General features: G+C 60.9%; 11 protein-coding genes and 3 pseudogenes. 10 read left to right on the plus strand and 4 right to left on the minus strand.

The window, feature by feature from the left end; all coding sequences use genetic code 11:
- Nucleotides 1-5: 5 nt before the first annotated feature.
- Nucleotides 6-1,130, minus strand: a complete 1,125-nt coding sequence (argE, locus tag FJ428_RS22165; RefSeq protein ID WP_140880187.1) for an acetylornithine deacetylase — start codon at nucleotides 1,128-1,130, stop codon at nucleotides 6-8.
- 276 nt (nucleotides 1,131-1,406) lie between these two features.
- On the opposite strand from argE, the gene FJ428_RS22170 reads away from it, so the two are divergent.
- A complete protein-coding gene (locus FJ428_RS22170; RefSeq protein ID WP_181167372.1) occupies nucleotides 1,407-2,264 on the plus strand; it encodes a GNAT family N-acetyltransferase in 858 nt (285 codons plus the stop codon).
- A 94-nt stretch (nucleotides 2,265-2,358) separates the two neighbouring features.
- On the opposite strand, the pseudogene FJ428_RS30760 reads toward FJ428_RS22170, so the two are convergent.
- Nucleotides 2,359-2,583: pseudogene (locus tag FJ428_RS30760) on the minus strand (D-amino-acid oxidase); the annotation flags it as partial.
- 141 nt (nucleotides 2,584-2,724) lie between these two features.
- Between FJ428_RS30760 and FJ428_RS22180 the strand changes: the two are divergent.
- Both FJ428_RS22180 and FJ428_RS22185 read left to right on the plus strand, forming a co-directional pair.
- A pseudogene (locus tag FJ428_RS22180) lies at nucleotides 2,725-2,944 on the plus strand (transposase); the annotation flags it as partial.
- 218 nt (nucleotides 2,945-3,162) lie between these two features.
- Nucleotides 3,163-3,429 (plus strand): annotated as a pseudogene (locus FJ428_RS22185) (FCD domain-containing protein); the annotation flags it as partial.
- 84 nt (nucleotides 3,430-3,513) lie between these two features.
- Here the strand turns inward: FJ428_RS22185 and FJ428_RS22190 are convergent.
- A complete protein-coding gene (locus FJ428_RS22190) occupies nucleotides 3,514-3,741 on the minus strand; it encodes a hypothetical protein (RefSeq protein WP_140880190.1) in 228 nt (75 codons plus the stop codon).
- A gap of 134 nt (nucleotides 3,742-3,875) precedes the next feature.
- On the opposite strand from FJ428_RS22190, the gene FJ428_RS22195 reads away from it, so the two are divergent.
- Nucleotides 3,876-5,003 (plus strand): GSU2403 family nucleotidyltransferase fold protein, encoded by a 1,128-nt coding sequence (locus FJ428_RS22195; protein WP_140880191.1) that lies wholly within the window; start codon nucleotides 3,876-3,878, stop codon nucleotides 5,001-5,003.
- 132 nt (nucleotides 5,004-5,135) lie between these two features.
- On the opposite strand, the gene FJ428_RS22200 is transcribed toward FJ428_RS22195, so the two are convergent.
- Entirely contained in the window at nucleotides 5,136-5,819 is a 684-nt protein-coding gene (locus tag FJ428_RS22200; protein WP_140880192.1) for a GntR family transcriptional regulator, read from the minus strand.
- 175 nt (nucleotides 5,820-5,994) lie between these two features.
- Between FJ428_RS22200 and FJ428_RS22205 the strand changes: the two genes are divergently transcribed.
- From FJ428_RS22205 to FJ428_RS22230, 6 genes are all read left to right on the plus strand, one after another.
- Nucleotides 5,995-7,032 (plus strand): 4-hydroxythreonine-4-phosphate dehydrogenase PdxA, encoded by a 1,038-nt coding sequence (locus tag FJ428_RS22205; protein WP_140880301.1) that lies wholly within the window; start codon nucleotides 5,995-5,997, stop codon nucleotides 7,030-7,032.
- Nucleotides 7,033-7,098: 66 nt separating this feature from the next.
- Nucleotides 7,099-8,091 carry a tripartite tricarboxylate transporter substrate binding protein gene (locus FJ428_RS22210; RefSeq protein ID WP_140880193.1) on the plus strand — a complete coding sequence of 331 codons (993 nt, stop codon included), beginning with the start codon at nucleotides 7,099-7,101 and terminating at the stop codon, nucleotides 8,089-8,091.
- 61 nt (nucleotides 8,092-8,152) lie between these two features.
- Nucleotides 8,153-8,653 (plus strand): tripartite tricarboxylate transporter TctB family protein, encoded by a 501-nt coding sequence (locus tag FJ428_RS22215; RefSeq protein WP_140880194.1) that lies wholly within the window; start codon nucleotides 8,153-8,155, stop codon nucleotides 8,651-8,653.
- Between the two features lie 36 nt (nucleotides 8,654-8,689).
- Nucleotides 8,690-10,228, plus strand: coding sequence for a tripartite tricarboxylate transporter permease (locus FJ428_RS22220; RefSeq protein ID WP_140880195.1), 1,539 nt, complete (start codon nucleotides 8,690-8,692; stop codon nucleotides 10,226-10,228).
- 52 nt (nucleotides 10,229-10,280) lie between these two features.
- The gene (locus FJ428_RS22225; protein WP_140880302.1) at nucleotides 10,281-11,240 is read left to right on the plus strand and encodes a sugar phosphate isomerase/epimerase family protein; all 960 of its coding nucleotides are present in this window, start codon (nucleotides 10,281-10,283) and stop codon (nucleotides 11,238-11,240) included.
- Nucleotides 11,237-12,949 carry a dihydroxyacetone kinase family protein gene (locus FJ428_RS22230; RefSeq protein ID WP_140880196.1) on the plus strand — a complete coding sequence of 571 codons (1,713 nt, stop codon included), beginning with the start codon at nucleotides 11,237-11,239 and terminating at the stop codon, nucleotides 12,947-12,949. The genes FJ428_RS22225 and FJ428_RS22230 overlap by 4 nt, the downstream gene beginning before the upstream one ends.
- Nucleotides 12,950-13,130: the final 181 nt, after the last annotated feature.

Below are 13,130 nucleotides of genomic sequence, written 5' to 3' on the forward strand. Positions count from 1 at the left end.
TCCTCTCAAACCATGCAGCGGGCGCCCAGTGCCTCGATCAATCGTTGGCAGGCGGCGAGTTCGTCGGCGAGAATGTATTCGTCCGGCTTGTGGGCGCGGTCGATATCGCCGGGCCCGCAGATGATGGCATTCAGCGCCGCGGCCTGGTAAAGCCCTGCCTCCGTGCCGTAGCTGACGGCGGCGAGCGGCACTTGGCCGGTCAGCTCTTGCAACAACGCCGCCAGCGGCGCGTCCTGTGGCAACGACATCGCCGGATAGGCGCTGAGCGGCGTCCACTCGACGCGAAGGCCGTCGACTGCGCAGGCCTCCGCACCGGCCTTGACCGGCGCCAGCAGGCTGGCCGGGTCTGTGCCGGGGATGGCACGCGCTTCCAGGTCCAGCGTGCAGATGTCGGGGATGATGTTGACCGACTGTCCACCCTTGATCACTCCCGCCTGAAGCGAGGAATAGGGCGGCTCGAAAGTCGGATCGAACGGCCCGTGTGTCAGGCGCTCGGCTTCGCTCACGACGACGCGCAGCGTTTCGGCCATGGCGTGGATTGCGTTGCGCCCGAGGTCGGGGCGGGAAGAATGGCCGGACCGCCCATGGATGGTGACACGGGCGGCTGCTTTGCCCTTGTGGCCGCGCACGGCCCGCATGCCGCTCGGCTCGCCGACGATGACGCCGAGCGGTTTCGCGCAAAGTTCGGGAAGCCGGGCGATCAGATGCGGCACGCCGCGGCAGCCAATTTCCTCGTCGTAGGATAAAGCGACATGGATCGGCCTGGCGAGACGCCGTTTCGCCAGCACGGGAACGGCCGCCAGCACCGCCGCAAGAAACCCTTTCATGTCGGTGGCGCCGCGCCCGTAGAGCCGCTCGCCCTCCCGGCGCAATGTGAACGGGTCCGAGCTCCATTGCGGCTCGCCGGCGGGGACGACATCCATGTGGCCGGACAGGACATAGCCCGGGGCATCGGCGGGGCCGATCGTCGCGAAAAGATTGGAACGATCGCCTTCCGGCCCCGGAAGCACGGTGACCTGAACTCGGTGTTCAGCAAGATGGGTCTTGATCCATCCGACGATGTCGCCGTTCGGCCTGCCGGCGACCGATGGAAAGGCGACGAGACGGTCGAGGATGTCGAAGACGTCCATTCCAGCCCTCAGAGAATTTCGGTTCGCCGGGATCCATGCCGTCGGCCGACCGATTTCGGCAGAGGATGTGCGCGTTCTTTCGCGATTGCGTGCCGAAAGCGGAAGTGTTTCAGTTGAATCTAGCGTTGCCGCATGGCTTTCGAGCAAATCGTACCGGTCTGCTCGTTTAGCGTTGGCAGGCAGAGGGTAGCCACCAGCCGTGGCGCTCTGGAGCGGAAATCTTGCAGGGGCACGGAATTGAAGCCGTCCGGAAGTTTGAAAATCGATACTTTCTCGATGCGGATTGGCGACATCGAAGGCGTTGAACTGGACCGTTTGCACGCACTCTCGCTTTCCGTGGGATGGCCGCATCGCGCTGAAGACTGGCAATTCCTGCGCCAGTCGGGACATGGCTTCGTGGCGCTCGATGAGATCGGCCGGGTCCTCGGTTCGGCCATGTGGTTCGCGCATGGTACCGATTTCGCAACCGTAGGCATGGTCATCACCTCGCCGCGCCTGCAGACGCTCGGCGCCGGGCAATGGCTGATGAAGCGGGTCTTCGAGAAGGTCGCCGGGCGCGATCTGCGCCTCAATGCGACGCGGGCGGCAAGGCGACTCTATCTCTCGCTCGACTTCGAGCCGGAAAAGACCGTCTATCAATGCCAGGGAATCGTCCGTGCGCATACGATCGTTGGGCTGGCAAATATCCGAGGCGATGTCCGAAGTTTGGTGGCAGATGATATTCCCGCCGTGGTCGCGCTCGATGCGGCAGCGTTTGGCGTGAGGCGGGCGGCGCTCATCGAGAAGCTTTTTGCACACTCGGCCGGTTATGGTCTTTTCAGGGGTGACGCGCTGAATGCGTTCGCGCTCTGTCGGCCGTTCGGGCGAGGCCATGTCGTGGGCCCGGTCGTGGCGGACAGCGATGCCGATGCCGTGGCGATCGTTCGGCCACACGTCGCCGACCATTCGGGGTCTTTCCTGCGGATCGACACCCACATGGACAATGGCGAGTTCGCCGCGTTTCTGTCGCACGCTGGAATGCCGGTCTTTGACACGGTGCTGACCATGTCGCTGGGCAAGCGCATCGCCGATTTTGCCGTCGACGGCGCCGTTGCACCGGTGACCTATGCCCTCGCCAGTCAAACTCTCGGGTAATTCAGTCCACGCGCATTTCACCTCGAACAAGAGTGCGCTCATCCCGGCGCGGCGCAGGATGTCATAGCATTGGCTTCGACGTCGTACCTCGGCCTCAAAGTGACGAGATCTTTGTCTCAAAACCATCGCTCAGCGCGCAAGCCGGAAGGAGGTCAGATCGACGCTTGGCGTCTCATTAGTCATCAATTCCGCGGCGAGATGACCGACCCCTGCGCCAAGGCCGAAAGCCGTGACCGGAGCAGCCCGCTGCCAGAAAAAGCCCTCCCAATGCATCCATCCCGGATACCACCGGCACCGCGTCAGGCGTGCAATCGACGTAAGCGTCCGGTCGTGTCCCCACAGGTGGTGTAGCTCGCCAGTAGTGAAGCCGTTCGCGGGCGCCCTCGATCGCGCGGTGGTCATCGACAGGTCGCCGATAAGGTCGGGTTGCTGACACCAACCTCATTCGAAGGAACCATCGATGACCGACGATATGATGAACCTCGCGGGTTCGTGGAGAAGACTCCAGATTCCGATCTCTTGCGCGAGATGATTGGCTTTGCCGCCGAGCGACTGATGGGCTGGAGGTCGGCGCGGCCACCGGTGCCGCCTATGGCGAGGAGAACCCGTTGCGCACGACCCAGCGCAACGGCTATCGCGAGCGCGACTGGGAGACGCGCGCTGGTACTCTTGACACCCGCCCCGATCGCCGAACGCGCTGCGTTGCTTGCGAGCGGTTGGCGGAGGCACGCCATCGGCACGCGGCGCTAGGCCGTGGGCTGAGCTCGACTGCGATGAAACGCGCGATCCCGATCCACGCCTGCGCCGCAGGAGCACGACGACCGATGGCGTGTGGTCGTGCGTCGCACGCCGGAGGTGGACGAAATGAACCCAGCTCGTCGGCGCAGAAGTCTACGAGGCACGGCGCCTCGTGGAATTGCCGACAGTTCGTCTCGCCGTCGAGCGCATGGACGATGCCGGAATTCAACGCCTGAGACGACTGGTCGAGGCGCAGCGCCAAATGACGCATGATCCCATCCGGATCCAGATTTCCGACGCCGAATTCCACGACGCCATCTATCGGGCCGGCGGCAATCCGCTTCTGGCCGATTTTCGCACGAGATGTATTCGTTCGGCCTGGAATTCCGCCGCCGGGTGCTTTTGGCGGACGGCGCCGTGTCACTGAGCGTCCGCGATCACACCCGAATTACCGACGGCTTTGAAAAGCGCGATGCCGCCGCAGCCGTTGGAGTAATGGAGAAGCACCTTGTCAGAATCCGCCGCACGATGCGGGATGCGATGAACTCCTGATCGGATTACGGACATTTTCCTGGCGCGCTGGATCGGCACCAAATCCGAGGCCAGGATACTGCGCGTCGACGCGCTTCATATCGGTGGTGAATTCGGCATCCATCCAATCGCAGATCTCGGAGACTACAGGGGTCTCCTGCTTGCGGCCGATGACCAGTTCGCACGTCCGGCCGGTCATGTACGGCATGACGGGTCTGCGTGAACCCTGGGTGATCCGGCGTTGTTATAAGACCTCTGCAATTTTCTTATAACCACCGCTTGCGCCGCTTGAGTTCATCCCGTTATAAGAGAAACGCATTTTTCTTATAACGGAGCCGGCGCATGAAGACGGTCGATCTCGTTTATCGCACGATGTATGCGGAACTCGTTCAGCGCTGCCTTGATGCATCGTTCGAAACCGACTTCTCAACGGTGGGAAATTTCGTCCGGGTTCCGGTGAAGGGGCGGGATTATTGGTATTTTGAGGAAACCCAGCCCAAGAAAACGCGGAAGTATGTCGGCCCGTCCGACGATCCCGAGATCATGAAACGCGTTGCAGCCTTCCAAGAGATTAAGGAAGACCTCCGCAGCCGACGGAAACTCGTCTCCACACTGACTCGCGAAGCAGGGCTGACTGCACCGGACCGGTTCACTGGAGATGTCGTTGGAGCAATGGGAGCAGCAGGAATCTTCCGCCTGAGAGGCGTGCTCGTCGGTACGGTTGCCTTCCAGACGTATGCGGGACATCTCGGCGTGAGATTGCCCGGTGCCTCATTGCAAACCGGCGATGCCGATTTCGCGCAGCACTACTCGACCTCGTCGTCAGTCGAAGACAGCCTGCCGCCGATCCTGGAAATTTTGAGAGAGGTTGACCCAACCTTCAGGGAGATTCCTCACAGGTCGGATCCCGGACACGCGACGCAATTCGAGAATGCAACGAGGTACAAGGTTGAATTCCTTACGCCGAACCGGGGATCCGATGACTACACCGACCATGCCACTCCGATGCCAGCACTGGGCGGAGCTTCGGCGCAGCCCTTACGTTTCCTTGATTTCCTGATCCACGAGCCCATCCGGACAGTGATGCTGCATCGGTCAGGGGTGCCTGTAACCGTGCCGTCGCCGGAACGCTATGCAGTTCACAAGCTCATCGTCGCTTCTCGCAGGCAATCAGATGCAAACGGCGTCGCCAAGCGCGAAAAGGACGTCCATCAGGCCAGCATCCTTATCGAGGCGCTGGAGGCCACCCGTCGCAAGGACGACCTTGCAACAGCGTTCTCGGAAGCGTGGGGCAGGGGGCTGCACTGGCGCGAAGCGATGCTGAACGGGCTGGGCCTGATGCCGCCGAAGAAACGACAGGAAATCGAGGAGACAGTCAGAAAGGCCCTTGTCGAGATCGGCGAGGAGCTGGACGGTTTCAACTCAGCCGTGAAGTCTAGCCAGCAAAAAGGGCGGTCTGTGCCGGGGTAGCGTCATCCCAACGTCTGATCCTCTCTCCATTCTTTCCTTTTGCGGCCGCCCTACGGCAGGTATCAACCAGGAGGAAATCACCGCGAGGCTCTCGACGAAGCCGGGGATGTCGGCAGCGCCACCGACACGACTTCACAGTATCGACCGGACGCGCTCCCACGCCCTTTGGAGATGGCATCCCAGAACCTTCGACAATCTATCTTTGTCGCGCAGTTCAAGTGCGGCGATCATCTCATTGTGTTCGGATACGGCGGCAGCCCAATTCTCCGGACCCTCATGGCCAACGAAGCGAATGCGCTTCAGTCGCGTCTGCAGAGTGCCGTGGATGTCGATCAGCGTCGTATTGTCTGACAAGGCGACGATCATGGAGTGTATCTGCTGGTTTAACTTGTAATATTGCATCCGATCCTTGGCCTTATAGCATCGGATCATTTCGTCATGGGTTGCCCGAATTGCCGCGACCTGCGCGTCCGAGGCGAGATCGCAGGCCAATCTTCCTGCCAACTCCTCCATTGCCTGCAAGACGGTCAGCATGTCTTGAACTTCCTTGGCCCCGAAACGCTTTACGACAGCCCCTCGGCTAGGCACCAGTTCGACCAGGCCCTCACTGGCCAGATATTTGATGGCCTCCCGCAGCGGCGTTCGCGAAACCCCCAGTTGTTCGCCCAATTGGCCCTCGTGAAGACGCGTGCCGGGGGCAAGATCGCCCTCGATAATCATGTCGCGCAGATGGTTGACGATGGTTTCGTGAAGCACGGTGCGTTGAATCGGACCTCCGGCGCTACGCTGGCGTTCAACGGGAATGGTCTCGTCCATCAAACCTGCACCCCAATAGGAAGACTCCAACGGTCCACCTCGCGATTCTTTTTGCGGCCGCAGCATGGAATCTCCAGAAGTTGGCGTCAAGGAACTAAAAATGCTGCATACAGCATACAAAGGACTTGATGCAGGCTGCTGCGCTGTGTATGCAGAGTGAAACGGAGAGGAAATGATGGCTACTGCGGTTGAGGCTGGCTCGCGTCCGGTGCTAGCGCTCGCGATGGGCGATCCAGCCGGCGTAAGTGCCGAACTGACGGCGCGGCTCGTTGCGCTGCCTGAAGTGCTTGACGCAGCGAAGCTCGTCGTGGTCGGCGACCGTCGCGTTCTGGACGAAGGCGCTCGCGTTGCCGGCGTGGCACTCGATATTGAAATGGTCCCATTTAACGGGCTGGAAGGGGCGGATTCCGGCAGTCACGCCTTTATCGATCTGCGCCATCTTGATCCCGGTGACGTGAAGCGAGGCGAGGCCACTCTGATTGGAGGAACATTCGCGACCCGCAACTTTCGTACGGCCCTGGAGCTGGCGAATGCTGGAAAGGTCAATGGCGTCTGCTTCACGCCCTTCAACAAGAAAGCGATGCGGTTCGCCTATCCAGGCTACGATGACGAGATACGCTTCGTTGCCGATGTGATCGGCTTCACCGGCAAGGTCCGGGAGTTCAACGTCCTGGACAAGGTTTGGAACGCGCGCGTGACCTCGCACATCCCGCTTGCCGAAGTTTCGTCCAGCCTATCGGTCGATCTCATCCTGTCCGAACTGCAATTGACATACGGATGCCTCAGGGACGCTGGCTATGACAATCCGCGCATAGCGGTCGCAGGCCTCAACCCGCACGCTGGCGATGGCGGCAGCTTTGGCATGGAGGAGATCGAAATCATAGAACCGGCCGTGGCAAAGGCGAAAGCGCTGGGGTTGAACGTAGAAGGTCCATTCCCGGCCGATACCGTATTCCTGCGGGCCCTGAAAGAAGGCTTCCAGGCTGTGCTGACCATGTATCACGACCAGGGTCAGATCGCGATGAAGCTGATGGGCTTCGACAAGGGCGTTACCATGATGGGCGGGCTGCCTTTTCCGCTGTGCACGCCCGCTCACGGCACGGCCTATGACATCGCTGGCAAGGGTATCGCCGACGTCGGCGCCAGCCGTGAGGCGGTGCTGCTCGCGGCCCGGATGGCCCGGCGAAGTGCTGGCCTGTCCGCGGCAGCCTGATTCTAGATCACGCATGCCGGCGTTTCGGGAGGGCTCCGCGCCGGTTTTTTCAAAGGGAGGACTGTCATGAGAACTTCAATATCGAGAGCAACGATCCTGGTTGCGGCTCTCGCGACGGCCACGCCGGCTCTGGCTTTCGATCCAGACAGGCCAGTTGAGTTCGTCGTTACGGCCGGAGCCGGCGGTGGCACCGACATTTTCGCAAGAACGATCCAGTCGATCATTGGCAAGTACAATTTAATGAAGGCGCCAGTGATTGTTACCAACAAAGGCAGCGCCGGCGGCGCCGAGGGCTTTGTCTATACGGCGACGGCTAAGGGGGATAGTTTCAAGCTCGCCTTCGGTACCAACAATGCTTATCTGCTGCCGATCCGTGCGAAAGTGCCCTACACTTCGGCCGATCTGACGCCAGTGGCTGCACTTGCCGCCGACGAATTCATTCTCTGGGTAAATGGCAAGGCGGACTACAAGACGGCAGCCGATTTCGTCGCGAAGGCGAAGGAAGCAGGAGGCGAACTCAAGGTCGCCGGCAGCCAGTCCAAGGATACCGATCAGATCCTGACCAGCCTGATCAACGAGGCGACCGGCGCCAATCTCGGCTATGTTCCTTACAAGAGCGGCGGCGAAGCTGCGGTCCAACTCGCGGGCGGACATGTCGCGGCCAATGTCAACAATCCCAGCGAAAATCTCGGCCAGTGGCAGGCGGGCATGGTGAAGCCGCTCTGCGTCTTCAAATCGGAAAAGTTGAAGAATGACGCCAAGATCGCTGGTGACGCAAGTTGGGCCGATATCCCGACATGCAAGGACACGGGCATTCCAATCGCGGACTACAACATGCCGCGCACCGTGTGGCTTCCCGCTGGCGTAGACCAGGATGTGGTCGACTTCTACGCCAATGTCCTCAAGAAAGTTTCCGAGACGCCAGAATGGGCCAAGTACCTCGCCGACACCTCGCAGTCTTCGGGCTACATGAGTGGCGGGCAGTTCGCCGATTTCATAAAGTCGGATGAAGCTTCGGTGAGCGAGGTCCTCAAGCGCGAGGGTTGGCTCGCCAACTGACATCTTTCGACACAAGCGCGAGCGTCCTTCGGGCGCTTGCCCCCTACCAGAAGGTCGGCCAATGAGCAGCGACGGCACCAGAGGCATCTCTCGCTTTGCGACGGAGGTCGTGGTCGCAGCAGCAACAGCCGCATTAGGGGTGGCAGTGTGCTACGGCTCAACCGAGGCAGGTGCCGGCTGGACCGAAATGGGGCCGGATGCCGGCTATTTCCCCTTCTACGTCGGCCTTCTGATTGTCTTCGGCAGCGCCATGAACATTTTGCTGGCGGTGACAAGGCATCGAAAGCTCGGGGAGATCTTGCTGGATGCGCGACGCATCAAATCGGTCGCGTCCTTTCTGCTGCCGCTCCTCGCTTACGCAGCAGTCTCCAGTTTCCTTGGCCTCTACGTCGGAACCGCGCTGTACATAGCGTGCGCGATGCATTTCCAGGGCAAGTACAAATGGTGGATCGCGCTCCCGTCGGGACTGGCTGTGGCAGCATTTTTCTTCGTCGTCTTCGAGATGGGCTTCAAAGTTCCTCTTCTCAAAGGGCCGGTCGAGGCGTGGTTCGGCATCTATTGATCCGCAGTCCAGCAAGCGTCCTGGGGAGGAACAGCAATGGGCAACATCGGCCTGCTTTTTGAAGGCTTCGGCCATATCCTGAGCTTTCAGCACGTGCTGCTGATGATGGTCGGCGTCACGCTTGGTATCCTGGTGGGAGTGCTGCCAGGGCTCGGTGCCCCGAACGGCGTCTCGCTCCTGCTGCCGTTGACGTTCTCGATGGACCCGATCTCGGGAATCATCCTGCTGTCCTGCATGTATTGGGGCGCTCTATTCGGGGGGTCGACGACCTCAATCCTGTTCAACATACCGGGCGAACCCTCGTCGGTCGCCACGACTTTTGACGGTTACCCGATGGCGAAGGCCGGCCAGGCCAGCCGCGCGCTGACACTTGCATTTGTCTCCGCTGGCGTTGGCGCGCTCGCAGGCGTCGTGATGATCACGTTGCTTTCTGGATGGGTGGCGGATTTTGCTCTGCGGTTCTCGTCGCCTGAATATTTTGCCATCTATTTTCTCGCCTTCGCCAGTTTCATCTCGATGGGCTCCAGCGCGCCGTTCAAGACGCTGGTATCGATGATGCTGGGCTTTGCCCTCGCTTCGGTGGGCATGGACACCATATCAGGCAACCTTCGCCTGACCTTCGACATTCCCGAACTGATCAAGGGTATCAGCTTCCTGATCGCGGTGATGGGGCTATTCGGCATCGGCGAACTCCTCTTGACCACTGAAGAGGGGCTGCGCTTCGAAGGCATCAAGGCCCGTGTCCAGATTTCAGAGGTCGGCAAGACGCTGCTGGAACTGCCGCGGTACTGGTTCACGGTTCTGCGCTCGATTTTCATCGGCATCCTGATGGGCATCACGCCCGCAGGTCCGACCGCCGCCTCCTTTATGAGCTATGGCCTGGCCAGCCGTTCGGCGCGCGACAAGTCGATGTTCGGCAAGGGTGACCCGCGCGGCATCATCGCGCCGGAAACCGCGGATCATTCGGCTGGAACGTCGGCGCTACTGCCGATGCTGGCCCTGGGCGTGCCAGGCTCGGCCACGGCGGCGGTCATGATGGGTGGCCTGATGATCTGGGGCCTCACCCCGGGCCCCATGCTGTTCGTCGAACGTCCGGACTTCGTCTGGGGTCTGATTGCAAGTATGTATCTCGGCAATATCGTCGCGGTCATATTGGTGATCGCTACCGTGCCTCTTTACGCCTCGATCCTGCGGGTGCCGTTCACCGTCATCGGTCCGGTCATCGTGGCGGTCATCTTCAGTGGCGCTTACCAGGTAAGCAACTCTCTCACTGACGTCTGGTTGGTCGTTCTGTTTGGCCTGCTCGGCTACATTTTCAAGAAGCTCGACTATCCGCTCGCCCCGCTGGTTCTGGCTATGGTGCTGGGAGACAAGGCGGAAGACGCGTTTCGCCAATCGATGCTGCTATCTTCTGGAAAGCTTAGCATTTTCTGGTCGAACGGTCTCGTATCCACGCTGATGGCAATCGGCTGCCTTCTTCTCTTGTCCCCCTTGCTGATGTGGGTACTGGGGATATCGCGCAGACGATTGATCAGGCCGGACTTGCAGCAGGGCCCAAGCGAAAACCCGTCTTGAGCTCAACCTGACACTCGCAGCTTTTTACCCCCTAATGGAGGTTCCCGTGCCTATCCCACCGAGGAACTGGAACAGACACGATTGGCCGATAGCCGCAGCCATGATCCAGTATCCAAATGTCATGCGCGACGGCCGATCGGTCCAGGATCAAAGTGTCGAGGAGTGGCAAGCCACGCTTGCGGATGTCGTGGATGCCGGCTTCACTGAACTCGATCCGACCGACAGCTGGCTAAGGCTGGCCGATCTCTCAGCCGTGCGGCTGGATGATTTCGTGAAATTGGCAAGTTCGCTCAATCTCGCGATTCCCGCGATCTCCACGTCGCGGCGAAGCGTCATCGACCCCGAACATGGCGATGTGCACCTCGCCTATAGCCATCGCGTCATCGAGACGGCGGCACGGATCGGCGCCGGCTCCGTATCGTTAGGTCTGTTTGGGCCGTTGACGGATGCCCAGAAGGCCGCGCTGTGGTTCTGGACGGTGGATGGTGTCAGGAATCCCGACGATCCGCAGGTATGGAGGAAAGCCGTGGCGCGCATCCGCGAACTCGGCCGCCACGCAGAGGAGCTCGGCATCGAATTGTCGCTCGAAATGTATGAGGACACCTATCTTGGAACGGCCGAAAGCTCTGTTCGCTTCGTCACCGATGTCGGTTTGCCAAATGTCGGGATCAACGCCGATGTCGGCAACCTCATTCGCCTGCACAGGCCCGTCGAGCACTGGCTGGAGATGATCGACAAGGTTGCGCCATACGCCAAATACTGGCACGTGAAGAATTATACCCGCGTTGAAGATCCTGTTTCCGGCGCGATCATCACGCATCCAGCTCCCCTTGAGACGGGTATCGTCAATTATCGTGTCGCCATAAGCCTTGCGCTCGACCACGGTTTTGCAAGCCCCTTCCTTTGCGAACACTATGGCGGAGACGGCCTGTCTGTCAGTGCGGCCAACCGCGACTATCTGAGGCGCATTCTCCCCAAGACAGTGCCAAGCAATGGGGAGACTGCGCGATGACCACCATTTGCGACGCTCCAGAAGATTTCGCTTCGGCGGCGCTTGCCGGCTTTTGTGCCGTCCATGGCCGGCATGTTCGCTTAATCAAGGGCGGTGTGGTGCGCTCGACCGAGGTGCCGAAAGGCAAGGTCGCCGTCGTTGTCGGAGGCGGCTCGGGGCACTATCCCGCCTTCGCGGGTTATGTTGGCCCAGGCCTGGCCGATGCCGCGGTTGCCGGCGATGTCTTCGCCTCCCCGTCGACCGCCGCCGTAGCGCGCGTATGCCGGCATGCAGACCAAGGCGGTGGAATTCTGCTCGGCTTCGGCAACTACGCCGGCGACGTCCTGAATTTCGGCGTGGCGGCGGAACGATTGCGGGCTGAGGGCATCGACGTCCGGCTCTTGCCGGTGACTGACGATATTGCCAGTTCGCCCGCAGATGCGGTTGCCAAGCGGCGCGGCATCGCCGGCACCGCTATCGTGTTCAAGATTGCGGGCGCCGCAGCCGAGGCTGGCCTGCCGATGGACGAGGTGGAGCGTATTGCCCGCCATGCCAACAGCCGCACTGGTACTTTCGGTGTGGCCTTCAAAGGATGCACGCTGCCAGGCGCCGCTGCTCCGCTGTTTACCGTTCCCTGTGGAAAGATGGCGTTGGGTCTGGGCATTCACGGTGAACCCGGGATCCGCGAGGAAGACATAACATCAGCCTCTGATCTGGCAAAACTTCTTGTCGGCACCCTCGTCGCCGAGCGCCCGGCGGGAGCGAAAAAGGTAGCCGCCTTGCTCAATGGCCTGGGCTCGACCAAATACGAGGAACTCTTCGTGCTGTGGCACGCGATTGCATTGCATCTCAAGTCGGAGGGGCTCGAGGTGATCGAGCCCGAAGCCGGCGAATTCGTCACCAGTTTGGACATGCAGGGGTGTTCGCTGAGCTTTTTGTGGCTTGATGACGAATTGGAAGCCTATTGGCGCGCGCCAAGCGACGCGCCGGTTCTTCGCAGAGGCGCGGTGATCGCCGCTAATCCGACCACCGACGTCCTAAATGAACCGGAAGGACAGCCGGTCTACCTGGCGGCTTCCGCAGCCTCCAAAGCAAGCGGCGTTTGTATCTCTAACATGATGCAGAGCCTTGCGGCGATGCTCAAAGATGCCGAGAAGAATCTTGGCCGCATCGATGCCATAGCCGGCGACGGCGATCACGGGCAAGGCATGAGCCGTGGTTCGGCTGCCGCGTCTGCCGCCGCTTCGGTAACCGCGGCAGCCGGTGCCGGCGCCGCGAGCGTTCTAGCTGCGGCAGGCGACGCCTGGGCCGACAGGGCAGGAGGCACGTCCGGGGCCATTTGGGGCCTGCTGCTTCGGTCGTGGAGCAGCAGCTTCAAGGACGATGAGTCCGTGACGACGGAGGCGGTGGTCCTCGGAGCGCGCCTCGCGCTCGATAGCGTGACCCGGTTGGGAGGCGCTCGCATCGGTGACAAGACTCTGGTCGACGCGCTTGTGCCGTTCGTGGAAACGCTCGAAGACAGGGTCGCATCCGGAAAATCCTTGGCGCAAGCCTGGCGCGATGCTGCGCACGCGGCGACGCTGGCGGCTAATGCTACATCCTCGCTCGTCCCAAAGCTCGGTCGCGCCCGTCCGCTGGCGGAACGCAGCATCGGCCATCCCGATCCAGGTGCAGTGTCACTGGCCATGTGCGCACGAACCGCTGCGGTCCTTCTGCGGGAGAGTTCCTGACGCTTTAAGCCCGTGGTTCGAGTTCTCGCGATCAGTGCTCCTCTCGGTGGTTGGCGATCAGGATGGGGAAGCTGAGGGCGGAATTCCGACCAGATCAGCAACAGCCCGTTCTGTGCTCCCAAGTAGTCAATTGCGACGGTGCGGACCTGACGATAGAGCAAGTCGGCATCAACACCCGACT

Origin of the sequence: Mesorhizobium sp. B2-8-1 (genome assembly GCF_006440955.1) — a bacterium.
In the GTDB taxonomy this organism is placed as follows: Bacteria; Pseudomonadota; Alphaproteobacteria; order Rhizobiales; family Rhizobiaceae; genus Mesorhizobium.

Coding starts and splice junctions, on each gene's coding strand:
- FJ428_RS22200 (WP_140880192.1), bottom strand. CDS start 5,819: ATGGACGAGACCATTCCCGTTGAACGCCAGCGTAGCGCCGGAGGTCCG.
- FJ428_RS22205 (WP_140880301.1), top strand. CDS start 5,995: ATGGCTACTGCGGTTGAGGCTGGCTCGCGTCCGGTGCTAGCGCTCGCG.
- FJ428_RS22190 (WP_140880190.1), bottom strand. CDS start 3,741: ATGCCGTACATGACCGGCCGGACGTGCGAACTGGTCATCGGCCGCAAG.
- FJ428_RS22220 (WP_140880195.1), top strand. CDS start 8,690: ATGGGCAACATCGGCCTGCTTTTTGAAGGCTTCGGCCATATCCTGAGC.
- FJ428_RS22210 (WP_140880193.1), top strand. CDS start 7,099: ATGAGAACTTCAATATCGAGAGCAACGATCCTGGTTGCGGCTCTCGCG.
- argE (WP_140880187.1), bottom strand. CDS start 1,130: ATGGACGTCTTCGACATCCTCGACCGTCTCGTCGCCTTTCCATCGGTC.
- FJ428_RS22195 (WP_140880191.1), top strand. CDS start 3,876: ATGAAGACGGTCGATCTCGTTTATCGCACGATGTATGCGGAACTCGTT.
- FJ428_RS22230 (WP_140880196.1), top strand. CDS start 11,237: ATGACCACCATTTGCGACGCTCCAGAAGATTTCGCTTCGGCGGCGCTT.
- FJ428_RS22170 (WP_181167372.1), top strand. CDS start 1,407: ATGCGGATTGGCGACATCGAAGGCGTTGAACTGGACCGTTTGCACGCA.
- FJ428_RS22215 (WP_140880194.1), top strand. CDS start 8,153: ATGAGCAGCGACGGCACCAGAGGCATCTCTCGCTTTGCGACGGAGGTC.